This is a genomic window from Salinibacter pepae (assembly GCF_947077775.1).
GTDB lineage: Bacteria > Bacteroidota > Rhodothermia > Rhodothermales > Salinibacteraceae > Salinibacter > Salinibacter pepae.
Map to the genome: position 1 here is coordinate 126003 of NZ_CAMTTE010000001.1, position 21690 is coordinate 147692.

Annotated in this window: 19 protein-coding genes; 8 read left to right on the forward strand and 11 right to left on the reverse strand. The window is 64.8% G+C overall.

Translation table 11 applies throughout. The features are described from left to right. Positions 1–212: 212 nt before the first annotated feature. From OJA40_RS00550 to plsY, 3 genes are all read right to left on the reverse strand, one after another. Positions 213–863, reverse strand: coding sequence for an AlbA family DNA-binding domain-containing protein (locus OJA40_RS00550; RefSeq protein ID WP_208425758.1), 651 nt, complete (start codon positions 861–863; stop codon positions 213–215). A 115-nt stretch (positions 864–978) separates the two neighbouring features. Beyond that, positions 979–2013: an NAD(P)H-dependent glycerol-3-phosphate dehydrogenase gene (locus tag OJA40_RS00555; RefSeq protein WP_263789641.1), complete on the reverse strand. Its 1035-nt coding sequence runs from the start codon at positions 2011–2013 to the stop codon at positions 979–981. A gap of 125 nt (positions 2014–2138) precedes the next feature. Next, positions 2139–2828 (reverse strand): glycerol-3-phosphate 1-O-acyltransferase PlsY, encoded by a 690-nt coding sequence (plsY, locus tag OJA40_RS00560; protein ID WP_011404230.1) that lies wholly within the window; start codon positions 2826–2828, stop codon positions 2139–2141. Between the two features lie 235 nt (positions 2829–3063). On the opposite strand from plsY, the gene OJA40_RS00565 reads away from it, so the two are divergent. Continuing rightward, a protein-coding gene (locus tag OJA40_RS00565) for an IS5 family transposase (protein WP_272506845.1) occupies positions 3064–3917 on the forward strand; the annotation gives its coding sequence in 2 pieces (ribosomal slippage) (positions 3064–3438 and positions 3441–3917; 852 coding nt in all). A 14-nt stretch (positions 3918–3931) separates the two neighbouring features. On the opposite strand, the gene purM is transcribed toward OJA40_RS00565, so the two are convergent. The 8 genes from purM to OJA40_RS00605 all read right to left on the reverse strand — a co-directional run bounded on the left by purM (position 3932) and on the right by OJA40_RS00605 (position 12969). Further along, positions 3932–4945: a phosphoribosylformylglycinamidine cyclo-ligase gene (gene purM, locus OJA40_RS00570; protein ID WP_208427055.1), complete on the reverse strand. Its 1014-nt coding sequence runs from the start codon at positions 4943–4945 to the stop codon at positions 3932–3934. Between the two features lie 44 nt (positions 4946–4989). Continuing rightward, a complete protein-coding gene (locus OJA40_RS00575) occupies positions 4990–5799 on the reverse strand; it encodes a phytoene/squalene synthase family protein (RefSeq protein ID WP_208427054.1) in 810 nt (269 codons plus the stop codon). A 112-nt stretch (positions 5800–5911) separates the two neighbouring features. Beyond that, on the reverse strand, positions 5912–7888 hold the full coding sequence (locus OJA40_RS00580) for an aconitate hydratase (protein ID WP_208427053.1): 1977 nt from the start codon (positions 7886–7888) through the stop codon (positions 5912–5914). A 180-nt stretch (positions 7889–8068) separates the two neighbouring features. Then, on the reverse strand, positions 8069–8863 hold the full coding sequence (locus OJA40_RS00585; RefSeq protein ID WP_208427052.1) for an enoyl-CoA hydratase/isomerase family protein: 795 nt from the start codon (positions 8861–8863) through the stop codon (positions 8069–8071). Positions 8864–8984: 121 nt separating this feature from the next. Continuing rightward, positions 8985–9749, reverse strand: coding sequence for a hypothetical protein (locus tag OJA40_RS00590; RefSeq protein WP_208427051.1), 765 nt, complete (start codon positions 9747–9749; stop codon positions 8985–8987). A gap of 63 nt (positions 9750–9812) precedes the next feature. Beyond that, on the reverse strand, positions 9813–10883 hold the full coding sequence (gene fbp, locus OJA40_RS00595; RefSeq protein WP_208427050.1) for a class 1 fructose-bisphosphatase: 1071 nt from the start codon (positions 10881–10883) through the stop codon (positions 9813–9815). A 68-nt stretch (positions 10884–10951) separates the two neighbouring features. Beyond that, the gene (locus OJA40_RS00600) at positions 10952–11977 is read right to left on the reverse strand and encodes an NAD(P)H-dependent glycerol-3-phosphate dehydrogenase (RefSeq protein WP_208427049.1); all 1026 of its coding nucleotides are present in this window, start codon (positions 11975–11977) and stop codon (positions 10952–10954) included. Between the two features lie 80 nt (positions 11978–12057). Beyond that, positions 12058–12969 (reverse strand): helix-turn-helix transcriptional regulator, encoded by a 912-nt coding sequence (locus tag OJA40_RS00605; RefSeq protein WP_208427048.1) that lies wholly within the window; start codon positions 12967–12969, stop codon positions 12058–12060. Positions 12970–13494: 525 nt separating this feature from the next. On the opposite strand from OJA40_RS00605, the gene glpK reads away from it, so the two are divergent. The 7 genes from glpK to OJA40_RS00640 all read left to right on the forward strand — a co-directional run bounded on the left by glpK (position 13495) and on the right by OJA40_RS00640 (position 21609). Continuing rightward, entirely contained in the window at positions 13495–15075 is a 1581-nt protein-coding gene (glpK, locus tag OJA40_RS00610) for a glycerol kinase GlpK (protein WP_208427047.1), read from the forward strand. Positions 15076–15135: 60 nt separating this feature from the next. Beyond that, on the forward strand, positions 15136–16251 hold the full coding sequence (locus OJA40_RS00615; RefSeq protein WP_208427046.1) for an ABC transporter ATP-binding protein: 1116 nt from the start codon (positions 15136–15138) through the stop codon (positions 16249–16251). A gap of 15 nt (positions 16252–16266) precedes the next feature. Next, positions 16267–17385 (forward strand): ABC transporter ATP-binding protein, encoded by a 1119-nt coding sequence (locus OJA40_RS00620; protein ID WP_263809811.1) that lies wholly within the window; start codon positions 16267–16269, stop codon positions 17383–17385. A 48-nt stretch (positions 17386–17433) separates the two neighbouring features. Then, entirely contained in the window at positions 17434–18300 is an 867-nt protein-coding gene (locus tag OJA40_RS00625) for a carbohydrate ABC transporter permease (RefSeq protein ID WP_208426110.1), read from the forward strand. Further along, on the forward strand, positions 18297–19091 hold the full coding sequence (locus OJA40_RS00630; RefSeq protein ID WP_208426109.1) for a carbohydrate ABC transporter permease: 795 nt from the start codon (positions 18297–18299) through the stop codon (positions 19089–19091). The genes OJA40_RS00625 and OJA40_RS00630 overlap by 4 nt, the downstream gene beginning before the upstream one ends. A gap of 50 nt (positions 19092–19141) precedes the next feature. After that, positions 19142–19432 (forward strand): DUF2160 domain-containing protein, encoded by a 291-nt coding sequence (locus tag OJA40_RS00635; RefSeq protein WP_208426108.1) that lies wholly within the window; start codon positions 19142–19144, stop codon positions 19430–19432. 341 nt (positions 19433–19773) lie between these two features. Beyond that, positions 19774–21609, forward strand: a complete 1836-nt coding sequence (locus OJA40_RS00640; RefSeq protein ID WP_208426107.1) for an ABC transporter substrate-binding protein — start codon at positions 19774–19776, stop codon at positions 21607–21609. Positions 21610–21690 lie beyond the last annotated feature (81 nt).

The window sequence follows — 21690 nt, forward strand, 5'->3', positions numbered from 1 at the left end:
CCGCGGCTCACGCCCATCACGGCGCGGGCGATCAGTACCTGGGCGGGCCTTCACTTCCCCCGACCGCCTTTTCAACCGGCACGTGCCGAGCCGAATCAGGAGGTCCTTCTGGGCGCGTTTAAAATTGCTATTTTATCTTGCAATAACAGAAACTTACATGTGGGATTGGCGGGCCTTCCTGTGCGGTGGCGCAGGGTCGGTTGCCGTCCCGATCAGTAGTTCAGCGTAAAGTAATCGCCGTCCTCATCGGGATGGAGGTGCAGCAGGTCGGCCTCCGTAAGACGCAACAGCGTCTGGGACGCCCGCTCCGGCGGAATGTCGGCCAGCTGAGCCAGCTGTGAGACGGAGATGCGACCGTAGTCGTCCAGGTAGCGCATGAGCAACGACTCCGTCTCCCCAAATTCGAAAGTCACGCCTGCATGGTCCTCCTGGTTGCGCAGCTCCTGGATGGTCTCGGGGCTGGCCTCAACGCTACTGGCCTCCACCCGAACGTACGTCTGGCCCTCGTCGTCGCGGGCCTCCTCGTCGGGCACGACGACGTGGGGCTTGGTGCTGCTTTCGGGGATCGTCACCACGAGCACGTCGCAGCGGGGCTCCACCACAATGCGCTCCGTCTGGTACTCCACAACGGGCCGGGAGTGGGCGTTCACGGCCTGACGGAGCAGAAACTCTTGCTCGGAGGTGTGCTCCACCCCCATGATGGTTCCGTCGTCGTTGACGCCGAGCACGATGCGCCCGCCGTTGGTGTTTGCCAGCGCAACCGCCTCTTTAGCGATGCGCACGGGCCGGGGCGCCCGGCGCTTGAACTCCACACTGATGCCCTCCCCCAGGTCGACGAGCTGTTCTAGTTCTCGACGCGTCATACCGGTCGTGCAGGCGAGCAATGAGTAGGTACAGCCGGGCCGGGGAGACGAAACCAAACAGCGGCCCTCGGCAACGGGGCGAATGGGGTGCGGCAACCGAACACGCGCCCGGGCCTCAGGAAACGTTCCGGAGGCCCTGTGGCAACCAGTGCTCCCGCTTGGCCGAGCGCGTCATAAGCTCGTCAACCATGTCTTCGGGGCGCCGGTTCTCGAACAGAACACGGTGCACCGCCTCCGTAACGGGCATCTCGATCTCATGGTGGCGCGCGAGGTCTTGCACCGACTGGGTCGTCCGAACGCCCTCCGCAACCATGTCCATTTCCGACTCGATCTCTTCGAGCGTCATGCCGTTCCCAATCTGCTCCCCCAGGTGTCGGTTGCGGCTGTGCGGACTCATGCAGGTCACGAGCAGGTCGCCGATGCCTGCGAGGCCGGCGAACGTTCGGGGCTTGGCGCCCATCGCGACCCCGAGGCGCCGAATCTCGGCGAGGCCACGGGTAACGAGGGCCGCCTTGGCATTGTCTCCGTACCCCACTCCGTCCCCAATCCCCGCCGCAATCGCGAGGACATTCTTCGCGGAGCCCCCAATCTCCACGCCGACCACATCGGTGTTTACGTAGACGCGGAGCCGCTCGGTCATGAAGGCGTCCTGGACCCACTCGGCCCGCGGCTCAGTGGGGGCGGCCGCGACCAGTGTGGTCGGCTGATTTTCGGCGACCTCCTCCGCGTGACTGGGCCCGTAGAGCACCCCGATCTGTTGTGTCTCCATCCCCCCCAGCTCATCGGCCAGCACCTGCGACATCGTCTGCAGGGTCTCGTTCTCGATTCCTTTCGCCAGCGATACCACGGTCGTCCCCGGGCGGGTGAGCGGCGCGATGCGGGTCGCCACGCTACGCAGGTTCTGCGAGGGCACCGCCACGGCCCAGAGGGACGAGGCCCCCGCGGCGGCCTCAAGGTCCGACGTCACGTGCACAGAGGGCGGGATCTCGATGTCCGAGAGGTACGTGGGGTTGCGGTGCGTTGTCCGCATCCGCTCGACCGCCTCGTCGCGGCGGGCCCAGAGGGTCACGTCGCGCCCCGCGGCGGCCAGGTGGACGGCCAGGGCCGTTCCCCAGCTTCCGGCTCCGAAGAGCGTAATCGATGTCGACATGAGAAATCGTCTGGATGCAAAGAATCGGGCGCGGGGCCGACGGCCCTCAGCCGCCGGGGGCCTCCCCCAGGCAGGGCCCCCACGCTTGCGGCAGATTGTTCGCCAGGGCGGCCCCAGCATCTCCGTCAGAGTTCTCCACGGCCCAGCATGCCCTGGGCCGGCTCAAAGGAGCTAATCTGGCTTTCGGTGCCGTTTAGGAGGCGCTGAATGTTAGACCGGTGCGCCACCACGATAGACAGCGCGAGAAGCCCCCCAAAGACGAGCAGGCTCGGGTCAAGATCGGCCCCGAAGCCGAAGCGGCGCAGGGCCACGATGGTGGGGAACGCCACGGCGGCGGTGATGGAAGACAGGGACACGTACCGCGAGGACAGCAACACCGCCACGAAAACCGCGAGCGTGATCGCCATGGTGAGGGGCGTGAGCGCAAAGAGCATCCCAGCGGCGGTGTTTACGCCCTTCCCTCCCTCAAACCGCGCGAAGATCGGGTACATGTGACCGATCACCGCCCCCACTCCAGCGAGGAGCCCCAGGACCACGAACGGGTCCCCCCCAAAGAGTGAGAGGCCGGACGGAATGGGATCGATGCGAATCACCGACGCCACGACGCCCGCCGCGAGAAAGCCCTTCCCAAAATCCACGACCGTCGCCAGCGCGCCCGCCTGCCAGCCCACGACCCGAAAGGCATTGGTGGCCCCACAGTTGTGACTTCCGTGATTGCGGATGTCGACCCCATGCAGGGCCTTGCTCGACCACAGCGCGCCGGGAATGGACCCGAGGAAATAGCTGATGAGCAGTATGACGGTCAGCGACCACATGTCGACACCCCAGCAGCGGTGAGTGAATTGAGAGCACGGCGCGACGGCAGACGAGGACACGTGAACGCGCCTTCAGAATTTAGTGCCTATCGTACCTCTTCTTTGACGTCAAATGTTCCGGGGAGCCCGGTGCAGCCCCCGCCGTTCACGCCTTCGAAACGGACTAGGCACTGTCTGATAAAAAGGCTGTATGAACGGCCCGCACTGTCTATTAGACTGGTTGGGCCTTTCTGTCATGCCGAGACGCCGCTATGAACTCACTGACGAGCAGTATGAACGCATCGAACACCTCCTGCCGGAAGTTGAGGGACGTGGTTGTCCGTACAACGATCACCGGCAGGTCATCAACGGAATCTTCTGGATCCTCCGATCGGGAGCACCTTGGCGGGATATGCCCAAGCGGTATGGAAACTGGAAAACGGTGTACGACCGATTCCGACGCTGGGCCGAAGATGGTACTCTTGAGTCGATCGTACGGCATCTTCAAGGGGAACTCGACGCAGAGGGCCGTATCGATTGGAGCCAGTTCAATGTGGATAGCACCATCGTACAGGCCGCCCGAGCCGCCGCTGGCGGACCAAACGATGATAAAAAGGGGCCCGAAGCAGGCGGGACGAAGGCGTAGGCCCGGCGCTCGGCTACAGCCGAGGTGGGTTCTCTACAAAGATACACTTGCTTACAGACCGACGAGGCCTCCCTCTGGGAGCCGTCCTGTCGGCCGGGCAGCGCCACGAGTCGGCCTTCTTCACCGACCTAATGAACGAAGTATCGGTCCCCCGCCAAAGAGGACGGCCCCGCAAACGCCCCGAGGCAGTCGCTGGAGACCGTGGCTACGACGCTGCCTGGATCCGCCGCTGGCTCGCCGAACGAGGCATCGAGTCGGCCATCCCGGCTCGCAAGGGTGTTCGAGAAGGCCCTGGGCGCCCACCAACCTGCGATGACCAGAGGTACCGCGACCGAAATACGGTTGAGCGCTGCGTTGGTCACCTGAAGGAGCGGCGGCGCCTCGTCGTCCGATATGAGAAGAAAGCAAGCCACTACAAAGCCATGGTGCTCTGGGCGTTCGTCGAGGAATACCTGAAGCGATAATTATCAGACGCAGCCTAGTGGGACGCCCCTGCAGTCTCGATCCGCCCCATCCGGATCGGGGATTCGCCAGCGGCCTCCAGCTGGTCGACCGCCCGGGAGGCCTCCTCCGCCCGCACCACGGCCACCATCCCGATGCCGAGGTTAAAGGTCTGTCGCATGTCCTCCTCCGGCACGTTCCCGTGCTTTTGGATCAACGAGAAGATCGGCGGACGATCCCAGGCGTCGTAATCGACCGCCGCCGTACCCCCCTCCGGCACCACCCGGCCGAGGTTGTTCGGAAGTCCCCCGCCGGTGATGTGGGCGAGCCCTCGGGCAAGGTCGGCCTCCACGAGCGTTCGAATCGGGCGCAGGTACGACCGGTGGACCCGAAGCAGCGCCTCCCCCACCGACGCGCCCCCCAGCTCAGAGGGGCAGTCCTCCACGGTGTACGCGTCGAAGAGGACGCTCCGGGCAAGGGTGTAGCCGTTGGTGTGGATGCCCGTCGAGGGCAGCCCGAGGAGCACGTCCCCGGGACGGACCTCGTCCCCCGTCACGATCTCGCCCTTGTCCACAAGCCCGACGACCGTGCCCACCAGGTCGAAATCGCCCTCCCCGTACACGTCCGGCATTTCCGCAATCTCTCCCCCAACCAGCGCACAGTCGTTGTCGTCGCAGGCGGTCGCGAAGCCCTCTACGACGGCCTCCGCCGTGTCGGGCTCAAGGGTGCCCACCCCGTAGTAGTCGAGGAAGTACAGGGGCCGCGCGCCACACACGGCCACATCGGTTACGCAGTGGTTCACCAGGTCCTGCCCCACCGTGTCGTAGCGCTCGGCGCGGGACGCCACCTTCAACTTGGTACCCACCCCATCGATGGACGACACGAGCACCGGCTCGTCCATGCCCTCCAGATCCGGTTCGAAGAACGACCCGAAGGCCCCGATGTCGGCGAGTACGCCGGGCGTAAAGGTGTCCTGCACGCTCGACCGGATGCGGTCGACCGTTTCTTCGCCGGCTTCAACGTCAACGCCGGCTTCCTTGTAGGTTGTCATAATCGTACGCACTGCAATTGAAAAGAATCGCGGGTGATCGGGGCCTACCGGCGGCCGAAGAGCATGAGCAAGTACACCTCCAGCCGGCGGAGTCGCGACAGCTCGATGGGGGCCGCCCAGAGGTCGTAGTCGCGCCGATCGAGTTCGTTAAGCAAGGCGAGGGCCCCGTGCCAGTACCGAAGCAGGGCGTAGCGCTTTCGGAGTCCAAGGTCGTCGGCCAGCGATCGGCCGCGCTGCAGGGCATCGCGTGCCCGAACGCTCTGCTTCCAGAGCAGGCGGCGGGCCCCTTCCGTGGCCGGGCCCGTTCGGAGCTGCTCCGCCGAGACCTCGTACTGGCGAAGCTCGTCCAGCGGCACGAAGAGACGGCCCCGCGCCAGATCGGCAGGCAGCCGGAGGAGGTGCGCCAGGTGGAAGAAGCCGCGGGCCAGCTCGTCGACCCAGCCGATCTGCACGGAATTGGTCAGGCCCGCCAGGTGTGCGAGGAGACGGGCGTGGGGCACGGCCCAGAGCCGAACGAAGGTCTCCAACTGATCGGCATCTTCGAAGCGGGTCTCTCCCACAAACAGCCGTGCCGCTTCGACCTGCGTCCCGAGCCAATCCAGGGTCAGGTCGTGGGTCTCACACGCCGCGTAGGCGGCAGACGCAGTCTCTTCGGGCATCCCGCGGAGCGGTCGGCCTGACTCGGCCCGTGCCCGCTCCTCATCGAAATACGCCTTCACGTCTTCGCCCTTCGGCACCACCGGGCGCTTGAGGGCCGAGTGCCAGTGCCATAGCGCCTGTGCCGCAGGGCGGCGGCGCCGGGACCAGTCGTCGTAAAACGGGCGGGGCAGGTCCGGTGGATGCTCGTCACCCATTCAAAATCAAAAAGCCCGTCAGGTTAGAGTGCGCGATCGGAGCCCCCCAAACACGGAACGGGGAAGCCACTGCGGGCTCCCCCGTCCGTCTCACGACTAAGCCAAAACGACGTTACGCTTCCACGCCGGCAAACTCTTTCTTCACCACGCTAATCTGGCTGCCCTCGAGCACCATCTTGAGCTCTCGGTCAGACAGGTCGTGCTCCACCACGTAGGTCTCGTCCTTGTCTGCGTTCGTGAGCTCCACGTCCGTTCCGGACTGCACCTGATCGCGCAGGTTGCGGAACTGCAGGGTGTCGCCCTGGTCGATGCTATCGTAGGACTCGTCGTCCTTGAACAGGAGCGGAAGGATGCCGAAGTTCGCCAGGTTTTGCCGGTGAATCCGGGCGTAGCTCTTGGCGATCTTGACGCGGGTGCCGAGCCACCGCGGCGCGATGGCGGCGTGCTCCCGGCTCGATCCCTGTCCGTAGTTCGTGCCGCCGACGACGGCGAAGCCGTTGTCCTGATGCTCCATGGCGCGGTCGAAGAAGCTCTCGTCGACCTGCTCGAAGACAAACTCCGAGATCTTCGGGATGTTGGAGCGGTAGGGCAGAATGCGCGAGCCGGCCGGCATAATCTCGTCGGTGGAAATGTCGTCGCCCACCTTCAGGAGGACCGGCAGATCGAACGAATTCTGGAGCGGCTCAAACTCAGGCAGCGAGACGACGTTCGGGCCCTTCTCGAGGTCGACGCCTTTCGCCTCCTCTGCGCTGAGCGGCTCCACGAGCTGGTCGGTGTTGACGCTGATCTGATCCGGCGTCTCCGCGTTCGGGTACTCCATGTCGTAGAGGTCCGCCAAGTCGCGCGGGTCGGTGATCTCGCCGGTCAGTGCCGAGGCGGCGGCCGTCTCGGGGCTCACGAGGTACACCGCGTCTTCCTTCGTGCCGGAACGGCCCGGGAAGTTGCGCGGCACCGTGCGCACCGAAATCTGGCCGGTGGCGGGCGCCTGGCCCATGCCGATGCAGCCGTTGCAGCCGGCCTGGTGAATGCGGGCGCCAGCGCGGGTGAGCATCTGGAGGTGTCCCGAGTTCATCAGGTTCTCCAGGATCTGCCGCGAAGTCGGGTTCACGTCGAACGAGACGCGGTCGTGCACCTGGCGGCCGTCCACAATCTCGGCGGCGCTGGCAAAGTCGCGGAAGCCGGGATTGGCCGAGGAGCCGACGTAGCTCTGGTAAATCTCCTGGCCCTCAACCTCCCGCACCGGCACGACGTTGCCCGGGCTGCTGGGCTTCGCGATCTTCGGCTCCAGCTCCGAAAGGTTGATCTCTTCGTACTCGTCGTAGTCGGCGTCCTCGTCGGCTTTGATCTCCTCAAAGACCTCTTCACGGCCCTGACGGCGGAGGAACGCCCGCACCTCGTCGTCGCTCGGGAAGACGGTGCTGGTGGCGCCCAGCTCCGTGCCCATGTTGGCAATGACGTGGCGGTCCATGCAGCTGAGGCTGTCGAGGCCCGGGCCGTAGTACTCAATGATCTGGCCCACGCCCCCATCCACGTCGTGGCGCTCCAGCATGGTGAGGATGACGTCCTTCGCGCTCACCCAATCGGGCAGCTCCCCGGTGAGCTTCACGCCCCACACCTCCGGCATGTTAATCGTATACGGCTTGCCGGCCATCGCCATGGCGACGTCGAGGCCGCCGGCCCCGATAGCGAGCATGCCGATGGCGCCCGCAGCCGGCGAGTGGCTGTCGGACCCAATCAGCGTCTTGCCCGGCTCCCCGAACCGCTCCTGATGCACCGGGTGGCTCACGCCGTTCCCCGGCCGGCTGTACCACGCGCCAAACTTCTTGCAGGCGCTGCGCAGAAAGAGATGGTCGTCCGGGTTCTTGAAGTCGGACTGAATCAGGTTGTGGTCAACGTACTGCGCCGAAAGTTCCGTCTGGACGCGGGGAATGCCCATCGCCTCAAACTCCAGCATCACCATCGTACCGGTGGCGTCCTGGGTGAGGGTCTGGTCCATTTCGAGGTCGATCTCCTTCCCCACCTCTACGTCCTCGAAGCGTCCATCGGCGAGATGGCTGTCAATGAGTTTCTCTGCAACGTTTTTACCCATAAGTCTGAAAGTAGTGGTCAAGCAAAGTAGTCACGGATCAACGGGTCGACCCCTTCTCATGCCCGAAGGTAATGCTTCCCTCCCAGAGTTCGTACCTCGGCACTTAAAAAAACTGTGTGCCCGCCCCAAGATACTTCTTAGGCTGGGTGAACACGTACCTGTTGGCCGGTGGCCCGTTCCTCATCCGCGGGCATCCTGCTTCCAGGGCGGATCCTCGTCGTTGAGGAAGGCGTCGATGCCCGCCTGACAATCCTCCGTGCCCCGAGCAAAGGCGTTCATCTGCACCGCGTAGTCGAGCGCCTCGTCGAGCCCCATTCCCGGCACCCGCGCCAGCATCTGCTTCGTGAGCGCCACCGCCGAGCCGCTTGTCTCGCGCGCCAGTTCGTGGGCGAGGGCGTCTACCGCCTCGTCAAGGTCGCCTTCGGGGACGACGCGGGTCACGAGCCCCATCTCCGCGGCCTTGGATGCGTCCACCAGACGCCCCCGAAGCAGTAGGTTTCGGGTCTGCGTCTCCCCCAGTTTGCGCCGCAGAAACACCATGACGATGGCGGGCACGAACCCGATGCGCACCTCCGTAAACCCGAGCCTGGCGCCGCCCGACACGTACGCAAAGTCACAAACGGACGCGAGGCCGCACCCGCCCCCAATTGCGTGGCCGTTTACTTTTGCAATAACGGGCATCGAAGACTGGTAAATCCGGCGGAAGAGCTCCGCCAGGTGGCGAGAGTCCGTCTGGTTCTCCGTCGGCCCCGCCTCGCGCATGGCCCGGAGCGAGGATAGGTCCGCCCCGGCCGAAAAGGCCGAGCCGGTGCCTGTGAGCACAACGGTGCGAAGAGAGTCGTCGTCCTCTGCGGCATCGAGGGCCCTCTTCAGGGCCGTCACGAGGTCGGCGTTTAAAGCGTTGCGCTTGTCGGGCCGGTTGAGTCGGAGGGTCCGAACGGGGCCGTCGGTCGACGTCTGGATGAGATTAGACATTCGTCAGAGGTGGCTGTTATCGAGGCCTGTTGTCGAGAAAGGTGGCTATCGTCGAGAAACGTGGAGGTGGGAGGCGATTCTCGGCCTGACATCTCTCCTTTACCTGATCAGAGAAGCTGACCTACGCGAATTCGTCGGCGAGGTAAAACCGGTAGATCGGCCACACGTCGAGGACGAGATCGAGCGCACGGTCGACCACTTCCGCGCCGAGATCGAGCGTCTCCTCGCGACCGATGTGGTGGCGCACGTGAAACCCGTTCGCCCCCTCCACGCTGTCCGGAATGTGGTCGAGTGGCGCGTCGAACACAGACGTCGTCTTGCTCCCGCCCGCCCGACCGTGAGTTTGGAACCGCCAGTTTTTGTTTTGCAATAACGGGTTTACAAGGTCAAGGTAAGTGGCCGGGGCGTCCTGGATCCGCGACTTTGCCTGGGCCAGCAGGTCCGTGGCGTGGGACCCGACGTAGATGCCCACCGCAAATCCGTCCGGGGAGACGCGATGGGTGATTTGGACGTCTTCGAGGCGGCGTGTCTCCGGCCGGTAAAACGACATCCACAGGTTGTCGTTGCAGCCACCGGCGCCAAAGTCGTTCTTGAGCAGGCGGCTGAAGACGTACTTCTCGGTCTCGAACCCGAGCCGATTTGGAAGCACCCAGTTCACCACCAGATCATCGCGGTAGCGTCGGAACGGGTCCTTCAGGTGCTCGGTGACCCCCGGCTTTTCTTTCTTGTACTGGTCGATGTGCGGCTCGGCCCGGAGCCGATCCAGCATTGCGAAGACCGCCTCGGACCAGCCCTCGAACGACCGGTCGAGGGCATCGGGGCGACGCATGGCATCGAGGGACTTTTGCGGCGGGTCGATCGCCGCGGTGGACGGCTCGTCGGGCATACGGCACTGAGTCAAACGGCGGGTCAAAAATGCCCTGCTCGTACGATCCGTCACGGCCAACGTTCAGGCCCCACGGGCGACCTCCGCCCCACGGCCCTGCAGGTACGCCTCGGCCGCCGTCACCAGCGGGGCGCTGCCGATAAACAGTGGAGTGCGTTCGTGCAGGCCCTCGGGCTCAAGGTCGAGAATGCGCTGGTGGCCCGTGGACGCCCGCCCGCCGGCCTGCTCCACGAGAAAGGCCATGGGATTGGCCTCGTACATCAGGCGCAGCTTCCCGTCCGGATGGTCCGCGGTAGCCGGGTACATGTACAATCCACCCGTTAGCAGATTCCGGTGGAAGTCGGAGACGAAGGAGCCGATGTAGCGGGCGCGGATGCGGCCTCCCGTGTCCGGATCTTTGGTCTTGAGCCACTGCAGAAACGCACGAAGCTCCGGTGAGAAGTCCTCGATGTCGGCCTCGTTGATTGAATACATCGCCGGCGCCTGGGGAATCTGGAGGTCGGGGTGCGTCAACAAGAACTCCCCGATCCCCGGATCCAGGGTGAAGCCGTTGACGCCGTTGCCGGTGGTAAAGACAAACATGGTGGACGAGCCGTAGGCCACGTACCCCGCCGCCACCTGCTCGCCCCCGGGCCGGAGGGCCACGTCCAGGGCATCGCCCTCGTCCGCGCCCTCCGGCAGGGTGTAGACGCTGAAGGTCGTGCCCACCGAGGCGTTGACGTCCGTGTTGCTCGACCCGTCGAGCGGATCGAAGAACACCGCAAAGCGCTCCTGAAAGTCCCCCCGCGGGGAGAGGGCGATCGTGTCCGCCTGCTCCTCCGAGCCGACCAGGCAACACTCCCCGCCCCGACGCAGGGCACGTTCGAGCTCCCGGTCGGCAATCTCGTCGAGCTTCTTCTGCTTCTCGTCCTGTACGTTGACGGTTCCGCTCTCCCCCATCACGTCAAGGATGCCCGCCCGCCGGATGTTGTGGTTGATGATCTTCGCCGCTACGCTCACGTCGCGCAGGAGCCGCGAAAAGGCCCCGGTAGACTGCGGGAAGCGCCCGCGGCGGTCCAGGATGAACTGCTCGAGCGTCATGACCGACTCCAGGGCGCCGGACGGGGCCGGGCCGTCGGACAGGGCATGCGACATGAGACGGACGATCTGTACCAGGAAGGACGTGGGCTCGGGAGCGGCCGCCGGGCCGGCGGCACGGGCCCTTACTGCTGCAGGGTGGTCGGGAGCCAATTCTCGTGCTTGGCCGAACGGGTCATGAGGCGTTTTACCATCTTCCGGGGGCTCTTGTCGTCGAAGAGAATGGCGTGAACGGCCTCCGTGATGGGCATCTCCACCCCGTGGTGCTTCGCCAGATTGTAGACCGAGCGGGTCGTGCGCACCCCCTCCGCAACCATCGCCATGTCATTGAGGACGTCGTCGAGGCTCTTGCCCGTACTGATCTGCTCCCCGAGGTACCGGTTGCGGCTGTGCTGGCTCATGCAGGTCACCACGAGGTCGCCAATGCCCGCCAGGCCCGCAAAGGTTTGCGGGTCGGCCCCGAGGGCCTGTCCCAGGCGTCGGATCTCGGCCAGGCCGCGCGTGACGAGGGCGGCCTTGGCGTTGTCCCCGTAGCTCACCCCGTCGGCAATCCCCGCCGCGATGGCGAGGACGTTTTTAGCAGAGCCCCCGATTTCGACCCCGAGCACGTCTGTGTTCATGTAGACGCGCAGGCGCTCGGTCATGAACACCTTCTGGATGTGCCGGGCCTCCCCCTCGTCGGGGGCCGCCGCCACGACGGCCGTGGGGCGCCCCTCGGCGACCTCCTCGGCGTGGCTCGGGCCGTACAGCGCCCCGATCTGGTCCGACGGCACCGACTCGAACACATCGTCGAGGACCTGCGACATGGTGAGCAATGTCTCGTTCTCGATGCCCTTCGACAGGGCCACGAGCCGGGTGCCTGGGTGGGCGTGCGGGCGGAGGTGCTCGGCCCGCCCCCGAAGCTGCTGGGACGGCACGGCCATGCCCCACAGGTCGGACGCCTCCGCGGCCTTCTCCAAGTCCGTCGTGATGTACACGGAAGACGGAATGAGCAGCTCCGGAAGGTACGTGGGGTTGTGGGAGGTGCGGCGAATTTCGTCGGCCACCTCCGGACGGCGTGCCCACAGCACAACGTCCCGCCCCGCCGACGCCAGATGTACGGACATGGCTGTGCCCCAGCTACCGGCACCGAACAGTGTAATGGAGGACATAGATCAGGAACGAACGGGTGATGTGGTCTGAACGCCCCTCAGGTGAGGGACGACGGAAGCGCTTCCTAATGGACGCAACGCTAGTCCAGGAGGTCCATCTGATACTGCTTGGGCGTCACGCCCTCATGCTCTTTAAACATATCGATGAAGTGACTGGTGCTGCTGAAGCCCAGGGCGTGGCTCACGTTGGTGACGGTGTTGTCCGAATCCGCCAACAGCTCCCGCGCCCGGACGACCCGCTCCCGCGTGATGTACTCCAGGGGGGACATCTCAAATTCGTCGCTGAAGTGCCGGTAGAAGCTGGACTTGCTCATGCAGGCCTCCTCGACCAGTTCATCGATCGAAATGTGCCGGTCGAGGTTGTCCTGGATGTACTGCACGGCCGCGGCCAATCCGCCAGCGGAGGTGTTGCGGGGCAGCTTCCCGACGAGAAGGGGGCGCGACGCGGTCTGAAGCATTTGAATGAGCAGCTCCATCGCGTTGAGGTCGATCAGGCGGTCGCGGTTCGGGGGATCCTCCCGGAACAGATACGCGACCATGTTCAGCACGCGGGCGATCCCTTCATTTTCCGGCACGTGAAAGTAGGCGTGGTCGTCCCTCCCCCCTTCCTGCACCGCGGGGCCCGACGGCACGTCGCTCGCGACACGATCGAGAATGGAGCGAACCTGCGACCGGTCGATCCGCAGCACCACGTACCGGGCCGGGTCCTCGTGCGCCGCAGGAAAGTCGACCGTGATCGTCTGCAGCGGGGGCACGACCAGCGACTCGCCCGCCTCAACGGCAAGCCCTTCTTCGCCCTCCACGTCGACCCGGGCCGTGCCGTCGACCAGCCCGTAGTACGTCAGGTGCGGGGCCCGGAGGGACACGCCGCGGGCCGACTCCTCGACGGCATAGAAGGAAAGCCGTGCGTCGTCTCCGCCCACGCCCAGTCGGTAGTTGACGAGAGAGTCGGACGCCTCTCCGTACGGGGTTGGCCGAAAGGATCGGGACATGAGCCTGGGGGTGCATGAATGCAGTCGCGAACACCAGTTCGTGGTGTGGAGCCCATTTGTGGTGTGGAGCCCAAGTCGTTGATCAGCGCCTGTTCCGCCCCGTCGGGTGAACAGTCCGATGGGACTGCCGATGTACATTTAGTGCAGGGTAGAAGATATACGGACCCATCGGACAAAAACCAGAGGGGGCGAGGATTTGGGAAGATGGAAGCATTTTCTCGGAAGATCATACTACCGACTCGAAAAAGCGCTTCCTATACTTCGTTTGCGACGAAAGGGTGGGAACAGGACCAGGCATGTCCCGAATCGTAGCAGGTCCCCGTTCGGGGCCCTCCACGGCGAAAGCCCTTCCACCGTGCCGTCGGCGCCCGACCGCATGGTCCCAACACCGTGGCGTACAGACTTTCCCGCACCGGGCTGACTTCCAAACGGGCTGACTTCCAAACGGGCTGACTTCCAAACGGGCTGACTTCCAAACGGGCTGACTTCCAAACGGGCTGACTTCCAAAGACGTCAATCCAACCCATGCAGTACATACTCGCGCTCGATCAGGGGACGACGAGCTCGCGGTCCATCCTTTTCGACACTCAGGGGCAGGTACAAACCGTAGCCCAGAAGGAATTCGAGCAGCATTATCCCCAGCCCGGGTGGGTAGAGCACGACGCGAACGAAATCTGGTCGACCCAGATGGGGACCGCGTCGGAGGCCATGAGCCGGGCGAACGTCGAGGCGGAGGACCTGGCGGCCATCGGCATCACCAACCAGCGCGAGACGACGGTTGTCTGGGACCGCGCCACCGGCACCCCCATCCACAACGCCATTGTCTGGCAGGACCGACGGACCTCGGGGCTCTGCGACCGACTCAAGGACCGGGGGCACCTGGACCTCATCCAGGAGAAAACGGGGCTCATCATCGACGCCTACTTTTCCGGGACGAAGATCAAGTGGCTGCTGGACAACGTGGACGGGGCCCGCGAGCGCGCCGAGAACGGGGAGCTGGCCTTCGGCACGGTCGATAGCTGGCTCGTCTGGCGCATGACGAACGGCAAGCGCCACGTCACCGACGCCACCAACGCCTCGCGGACCCTGCTCTACAACATCCACGAGGGGGCGTGGGACCCAGAACTGCTCGACATTCTCGACATCCCCCCGTCCATGCTGCCCGACGTGCGGGACAGCAGCGAAGTGTACGGCACGACGCAGGGCGGCCCGTTCGACGAGGAGGTGCCCATCGCGGGCATCGCAGGGGACCAGCAGGCCGCACTGTTTGGGCAGATGTGCACCACGCCCGGCCTCGGCAAAAACACCTACGGCACGGGCGCCTTTCTGCTCCAGAATACCGGCGAGACGGCGGTGACCTCCGAGCACAACCTGCTCACCACGATCGCCTACCAGATCGACGGCACGACCTACTACGCCCTGGAGGGCTCCATCTTCGTCGCCGGGGCGGTGGTGCAGTGGCTACGCGACGAGCTCAAGATGATTCGGGAGGCCGCGGAGGTCGAGCGGCTCGCCCGCACCGTCGACGACAACGGCGGCGTCTATTTCGTGCCGGCCTTCACCGGCCTCGGCGCCCCGTACTGGGACCAGTACGCCCGTGGCACGATCAGCGGGCTCACGCGGGGGGCCAACCGCGGGCACCTCGCCCGGGCCGCCATCGAGAGCATGGCCTACCAGGTGGCCGACGTGATCGACGCGATGGAGGCCGACTCCGGCATCGAGACGACGGAGCTGGGGGCCGACGGCGGGGCCGCGGCCAACGACCTCCTGCTGCAGTTCCAGTCCGACATTCTCGACATCCCGGTGGTCCGCCCCAAGATCCTCGAAACCACCGCCCTGGGGGCGGCCTACCTCGCGGGCCTCGCCGTCGGCTACTGGGACAGCCAGTCCGAGATTCAGGACCAGTGGGAGCTGGACCAGATGTTTACCCCGTCGATGCCGCGCGACCGCGTCGAAACGCTCCGAACCGGCTGGTCGAAGGCCCTCAACCGCGCGCGGGCTTGGGAGTCGCCCGACTCCAGTGAGGCCGCGCCCCAGGGCGCCGACGTCTCGACCAACGCGACCTCCAACGCCCCCGTGGGCGAGGAATCCCCGGCCGCCTCGTAGCCCCTCCGCCGGTCCTTGTCGCCACGGGCCTTCTCTCTCAGAATTCCGTTGATCCGCCCCATGGGCATTCGTGTCGAAAACCTCCACAAGTCGTTTGGGACCGAGCAGGTGCTGGACGGGATCACCCTGGACATCCCCGACCGGAGTTTCTTCAGCGTGGTGGCCCCCACGGGCGCCGGCAAGACCACCCTGCTCCGCATCATGGCCGGCATCGAGTCCGCCGACGCGGGCGCCGTCCACTACGACGGCGAGGAGATGACCGACGTGGCCGTTCAGGACCGCAGCGTCGGCATGGTCTACCAGGAATTTATCAACTACCCCTCCCTCACCGTCCGCGAAAACCTCGCCTCGCCCCTCCAGGTCAGCGACGAGAATTACTCGGCGGACGAGATTGAGCGCCGGGTCCAGGAGACCGCCGAGATGCTCAAGATCGACCACATCCTCAACAACCTCCCGGAGGAGGTCAGCGGCGGCGAGGCGCAGCGGACCGCCATCTCGCGGGCCCTCATCAAAGAGCCCGACTACCTCTTCATGGACGAGCCGCTGGCCAACCTCGACTACAAGCTGCGCGAGCAGCTGCGCAGCGACTTCGAGCGCCTGTTCTCCGAGGAGGACACGACGGTCATCTACGCGACCCCCCAAGCCGGGGACGCGCTCGCGATGTCGACGCACATCGGCTTTCTCCACGACGGCAACATCATCCAGAAGGCGCTGCGCGACGAGATTTACTACCGGCCGCGCTACCTCCCGGTGGCCGAGTACCTGGGCGAGCCCCCCATGAACATCGTGCCGGTCACGCTCGTCCAGGAGCCGACTTCCACCGATCGCTACTTCGAGGTGGACGACGACACGCGCGTCCCGGCCACGGGCTTCGACGCCCTCTCCCCCGGCGAAACCTACCACCTCGGCTTCCGCCCGCAGGACATGACGCTCACGGAAAACGGGGCCGAGGCGTCCATCACCCCCACCCTCTCGTTCGTGGAGACGGTCGGCTCCACCAGCACCCTGCACATGGACTTTCAGGGGCGGGAGATCTACGCGCTGCACCCCACCCCACTGCACCTGGAGACCGGCGCGTCGATCTCGTTTGCGCTCGATCCCAAGAAGTTCTACGTCTACGACCCCGAGGCGGGCGACCTGATCGCCGCGGGCGACAAAATTCCCTCCTTCTCATAACGTCGACGCTGGTACATGGCTGAGATCGAAGTTCGTGACATACGACACGTCTACGATGCGGGCACCGCGGACGAGACGGTGGCCATCGACCACGTAGACCTGACCCTGCAGGACGGCACCGCCAACGCGCTGCTGGGCCCCTCGGGGTGCGGCAAGACCACCCTCCTTCAGATCATCTCCGGGCTCCTCCAACCCACCGAGGGACAGGTGCTCATCGACGGCGAGGACGTGACCGAGAAGCCCCCGGCCGAGCGCGACATCGCGCAGGTGTTCCAGTTTCCGGTCATCTACGACTCGATGGACGTCTACGGCAACCTCGCGTTTCCCCTGCGGAATGGCGGGACGCCGGAGAACGAAATCGAAGAGCGCGTCCAGAAAATCGCCGACCTGCTGGAGCTCAACGACATTCTGCACAGCAGCCCCTCGAACCTCGGGCCCGAGCTGAACCAGCTGGTGGCCCTGGGGCGCGGCATCATCCGCGCGGACACCTCCGCCATCCTCTTCGACGAGCCGATGACCGACGTGGAGCCCGCCCGGAAGCTCACCATCCGCCGGCGCGTGAAGGAGGCCCAGCAGGAGTTCGAAATCACGGCGCTCTACGTGACCCACGACCAGCACGAGGCGCTCACCTTCGCCGAGCAGGTGGCCATCATGCGGGACGGGCGTCTCGTGCAGTACGACAGCGGCGAGACCCTCTACGAGAACCCGGTCAACACCTTCATCGGCCACTTCATCGGGAGCCCCGGCATGAACCTGCTCGAGTGCGGCGTGACGGAAACCGACGCGGCGCCGCACGCGAAAATCGGGCCGCATACGATTTCCGTCTCCGCGGACATCCACGACGAGATCGACCTGAGCTGGACCGACTGCCACGTCGGCATCCGCCCCAGTTCCGTGACCGTCCAGGTGGCCGATCCGAAGGGGGACGCGGACTACATTCCCGCGACCGTCGATCAGGTGGAGATGGTCGGCGGCTACCAGATCCTGACGACGCGCCTCGACGATACCGACGTGGAGGTGAAGGCCCGCGTGGCCCACGACTTCATGATCGAAGAGGGCGCCTCGATCTGGCTCAAGTTCCCCCCCGACACGGTCCAGTTTTTCCACGAAAAACAGGCCGTGCACGCCCAGTAGGCACCGCCCCGCCCCACTCCCGCACTCCCCCGTTAGGCCCCTTGCCCCATGAAACAACGTCCCTGGCTCTTTCTGCTGCCGGCACTGCTCCTGGTCTCGATCAGTGCCTTCATCCCGCTCATCACGGTGATGAACTACTCCCAAATGACCCTGCTCCCGGGCACCGAGCCCTACTTTGCGGGGCTGGAGAACTTCGTGGCCATCCTTGAGGACGAGGCGTTTCGGGGGGCGCTGGGCCGGCAGTTCGTCTTCAGCTTCCTCGTGTTGATTACAGAAATCCCGCTCGGGCTGGGACTGGCCCTCTGCATGCCCAAGGAGGGCCCCGGCGTCGGCGTCAGCCTCGTCCTCCTGGGCATCCCGCTGCTGATTCCCTGGAACGTCGTCGGCATCATCTGGCGCGTGTTTACCCGGTCGGACATCGGGGTCCTTCCCGCTGCCTTCAACTGGTTTGGGTACTCCTACGAGATTAGCAGCTCCACATTTGACGCCTGGTGGACGGTATTGGCCATGGACATCTGGCACTGGACCCCCTTGGTGGTCCTCATCTGCTACGCCGGCATTCAGGCCATCCCCGAGGAATACTACATGGCCGCCAAGATCGACCGGGCCTCGCCCTGGAAAACGTTCCGGTACGTTACGCTGCCGAACCTGCGGGGCGTCCTCATCATCGCCGTGCTCCTGCGGCTGATGGACTCCTTTAAGATCTACGCCGAACCGTTCGTGCTCACGGGCGGCGGCCCGGGGAGCTCTACAACCTTCCTCAGCACGTACACCTCACGAATGGCCATTGGGGGCTTTCAGATGGGAAGAGGCGCGGCGACGTCGCTGATCTACTTCTTCATCGTGATCCTTATCTCCTTCGTGATCTACATCGTCATGCTTAATCTTGGACAAGGCGCAGGTGGTGACCAATGAACAAGAGATATTACCTCATCCTGTTTTTGGTATTTATTTTGATACCAATCTACTGGATGGTCAACATGTCGTTTAAGCCGAACTCCGAGATTCTGAGTCGGCTGACGCTCTACCCGCACGAGTTCACGCTCGCAAACTACGAGGAGATTTTGACCTCGGAGTTCTGGCGGGCCGGGTATATCAACTCCATCATCATGGCCTCCATGAACGTGGTGTTCGTGACCATCGCGGCCCTCCCCGCCGCCTACGCCTTCTCCCGCTGGGACTTTCGGGGCGACAAGCACCTGTTCTTCTGGTTCCTGACGAACCGGATGGCGCCCCCGGCGGCCTTCCTGGTGCCGTTCTTTATCCTCTACTCGAACCTGAACCTGATCGACACCTATTGGGCGGTCGCGCTGGCCCACTGCCTGTTCAACCTGCCGCTCGCCATCTGGATTCTGGAGGGGTTCATGTCTGGCATCCCCAAGGAGATTGACGAGATGGCCTTCATCGACGGACACAGCTTCACTAGCTTCTGCTGGAACATCTTCCTCCCGTTGATCAAGCCCGGCATCGCAGTGACGGCGTTTCTCACGTTCATGTTCTCCTGGGTGGAGCTGCTCCTCGCCCGCACCCTCACCAACGAGGCCGCACAGCCGATTACCGTCACCCTGACCCGCAGCCTCGGCGCCGGCGGCTGGGACTGGGGCGTGCTGGCCGCGGCGGGCGTGATCGCCATGATTCCCGGGGCCATCATCGTGTACCTCGTCCGCGACCTCCTGGCCACGGGCTTCTCTATGGGCCGCGTGTAGCGGCATGCCGCCCTTCCCGTCCCCTGCCTCACTCCACCCCACTGGTCCCCATGCTCTCCCTTCCCCCCGACTGGATGAACTGGACGTCCCCAACCCTCATCTTCCTCGGGTCGATCATTCTGCTGCTCATCAGCCTGACGATCTGGGACATGAAGGAGCCCGGATGGGCGCGTCAGGGCCTCCTCCCCATCGAGACCACGCGGGGCGACCGCTTCTTTATGGGCCTGCTCATGACGGGCGCCATCTTTTGCCTGTGGCTGTATCTGGTGGGAACGACGGCCGTGTGGGCGGTGCTCCTCCTCGGGGTGCTGTCCATCATTGGCACCATCAACTTCTTCTAGGCCGGCGCCCGGCACATTGCTGATTCCTCCCCAGGACGTCCGGCCCCTGGGGCCCGCCGGGGAAAAGGGCCAATGTCCTGGCCCTCACGGCCGTGCGTCGTCGGACGGCCGCACCACTTTGGGAAGATGGAATCATTTTCTCGGAAGATTAGACTATCGATGAAGAAAAGCGCTTTCTATACTGCCCCCTAGACTGACGAAGGCAGCCGCGACCGCCCCGCCTGGGCTGCGGAAGCGCTTACGGGGCCCTCGAGACGGGTCGTGTCCAATGGGGCGCTCCTTTGTTCTTCGACGCCTGATCGTCCTCAACGACTTTTTTCATTACCAACGGTGGCTTTGTTATGAGCACCTCCTACCAACCCCATGCGCCGCGCCGCGGCTGGCTGATGCCAGTCGCCCTCTGCGTCGCGGCCCTCCTCCTCCAACCCCTCGCGTCCGCGCAGGCGCAGGACTTTCCCGATGAGCCCAACTATCCCGACATCACGCGGGAGGAAGCCCGGGAGTATGCCCAGAGCGAGTACGGCCCCATGAACGACCGCAAGCGGGCCGCGGTCAAGTACGCGATGGAGTTTCAGCCGTCGGTCCTCACGCTGAAGGAGCAGATCGACGAGCTGATGTGGTTCGCGGAAAATGCCGAGCAGCTCCGCGGGACCGACGTCGAGTCGGTGGCCGAAACGATCAAAACCCACACGTGGGAATCGGAGACGCTCGCCGACGCCTTTACCGAAATCACGGGCATTAACGTGACCCACAACATCATCGGCGAGGGCGACCTGGTCGAGAAGCTCCAGACGCAGCTCGCGTCCGGCCGGAGCGTCTACGACATTTACGTCAACGACGCCGACCTCATCGGCACCCACATCCGCCTTCAGAGCGCGGTCAACCTGACCGACTACATGAACGGAGCGGGCAGCGAGTTTACAAACCCGACGCTCGACCTGGACGACTGGATGAACCCGGAGTTCGGCCAGAATTTTGAGGGCGACCAGATTCAGCTCCCGGACCAGCAGTTCGCGAACCTCTATTGGTTCCGGTACGACTGGTTCAACGACCCGGAGATCAAGGAGCAGTTCCGGAACGAGTACGGCTATGAGCTGGGCGTGCCCCGCAACTGGGCCGCCTACGAAGACATCGCCGAGTTCTTTACCGAGTCGGTCTCCCCGTCCGACGTGGGCGCCGAGACGGAGGGCGTGTACGGCCACATGGACTACGGGCGCCGGGGGCCGTCCCTTGGATGGCGTTTCACGGACGCCTGGCTCTCAATTGCGGGCGCCGGCGACAAGGGCCTTCCGAACGGCCGCCCCGTGGACGAGTGGGGCATTCGGGTCGAAGACCGCATCCCGGTCGGCTCCTCGGTGGATCGCGGCGGCGCCACAAACGGCCCCGCGGCCTACTACGCCACCCAGAAGTACGTGGATTGGCTGAACGACTACGCCCCACCCTACGCCCCGTCCATGAGCTGGTCGGAAGCCGGCCCGGTGCCCTCTCGCGGCAGCGTGGCGCAGCGCGTCTTCCAGTACATCACCTTCCTCTCGGCCGAGCCCTTCACCTCGCCGGAGTCGGCGGTGACGGACGACGAGGGCAACCCGAAGTGGCGCGTGGCCCCCACGCCCCACGGCCGCTACTGGGACGAGGGCATGAAGGTCGGCTACCAGGACGCCGGAAGCTGGACCATTCCGAAGCAGACCACCGGCGACAAGCGACACGCCGCCTGGATGTGGGCCCAGTTTGCCTCCTCCAAGACGGTCTCGCTCAACAAGTTCAACGTGGGCCGGACGCCCGTCCGCAGCTCCACGGTCAACTCCGAGTACTGGCAGGAGCGCGAGGGCGACCTCGGCGGCCTGATTTCCTTCTACACCTCCCCGGTGGAGGACCAGTGGACGGACTCAGGACCGAACGTGCCCCACTACCCCCTCCTGGCCGAGCAGTGGTGGAAGCAGGTGGCCAGCGCCGTGACCGGCGAGAAGACCGTGAAGCAGGCGATGAACGACCTGGCGAGCATTCAGAACTCGCTGATGGACCGCCTGCGGATGGCACAGTACTCCCCCGATCTCAACGAAGAGCGCACCCGGGAGTACTGGCTCAATCAGCCGGGCGCCCCGAAGGCCGAGCGGCCCCCGGAAGAGCCGGAGACCGTGCCGTACGATGAACTCCTCAAGCAGTGGGAGGGGGAGTAGCCTCCTTTCCGGCCGGACCCGACTCCGGCCGCAGTGCGCCGCCCGAGCCTTGGGCTCGCGCTGCGGCCGGGGGCCTTCCGG

Bases quoted from the DNA above. Each gene is read 5' to 3' on its own strand.
- OJA40_RS00600 (WP_208427049.1), bottom strand. From the start codon at position 11,977: ATGTCCTCCATTACACTGTTCGGTGCCGGTAGCTGGGGCACAGCCATG.
- OJA40_RS00605 (WP_208427048.1), bottom strand. From the start codon at position 12,969: ATGTCCCGATCCTTTCGGCCAACCCCGTACGGAGAGGCGTCCGACTCT.
- OJA40_RS00615 (WP_208427046.1), top strand. From the start codon at position 15,136: ATGGGCATTCGTGTCGAAAACCTCCACAAGTCGTTTGGGACCGAGCAG.
- glpK (WP_208427047.1), top strand. From the start codon at position 13,495: ATGCAGTACATACTCGCGCTCGATCAGGGGACGACGAGCTCGCGGTCC.
- OJA40_RS00550 (WP_208425758.1), bottom strand. From the start codon at position 863: ATGACGCGTCGAGAACTAGAACAGCTCGTCGACCTGGGGGAGGGCATC.
- OJA40_RS00555 (WP_263789641.1), bottom strand. From the start codon at position 2,013: ATGTCGACATCGATTACGCTCTTCGGAGCCGGAAGCTGGGGAACGGCC.
- OJA40_RS00630 (WP_208426109.1), top strand. From the start codon at position 18,297: ATGAACAAGAGATATTACCTCATCCTGTTTTTGGTATTTATTTTGATA.
- plsY (WP_011404230.1), bottom strand. From the start codon at position 2,828: ATGTGGTCGCTGACCGTCATACTGCTCATCAGCTATTTCCTCGGGTCC.
- OJA40_RS00620 (WP_263809811.1), top strand. From the start codon at position 16,267: ATGGCTGAGATCGAAGTTCGTGACATACGACACGTCTACGATGCGGGC.
- purM (WP_208427055.1), bottom strand. From the start codon at position 4,945: ATGACAACCTACAAGGAAGCCGGCGTTGACGTTGAAGCCGGCGAAGAA.
- OJA40_RS00635 (WP_208426108.1), top strand. From the start codon at position 19,142: ATGCTCTCCCTTCCCCCCGACTGGATGAACTGGACGTCCCCAACCCTC.
- OJA40_RS00575 (WP_208427054.1), bottom strand. From the start codon at position 5,799: ATGGGTGACGAGCATCCACCGGACCTGCCCCGCCCGTTTTACGACGAC.
- OJA40_RS00590 (WP_208427051.1), bottom strand. From the start codon at position 9,749: ATGCCCGACGAGCCGTCCACCGCGGCGATCGACCCGCCGCAAAAGTCC.
- OJA40_RS00585 (WP_208427052.1), bottom strand. From the start codon at position 8,863: ATGTCTAATCTCATCCAGACGTCGACCGACGGCCCCGTTCGGACCCTC.
- OJA40_RS00640 (WP_208426107.1), top strand. From the start codon at position 19,774: ATGAGCACCTCCTACCAACCCCATGCGCCGCGCCGCGGCTGGCTGATG.
- OJA40_RS00580 (WP_208427053.1), bottom strand. From the start codon at position 7,888: ATGGGTAAAAACGTTGCAGAGAAACTCATTGACAGCCATCTCGCCGAT.
- fbp (WP_208427050.1), bottom strand. From the start codon at position 10,883: ATGTCGCATGCCCTGTCCGACGGCCCGGCCCCGTCCGGCGCCCTGGAG.
- OJA40_RS00625 (WP_208426110.1), top strand. From the start codon at position 17,434: ATGAAACAACGTCCCTGGCTCTTTCTGCTGCCGGCACTGCTCCTGGTC.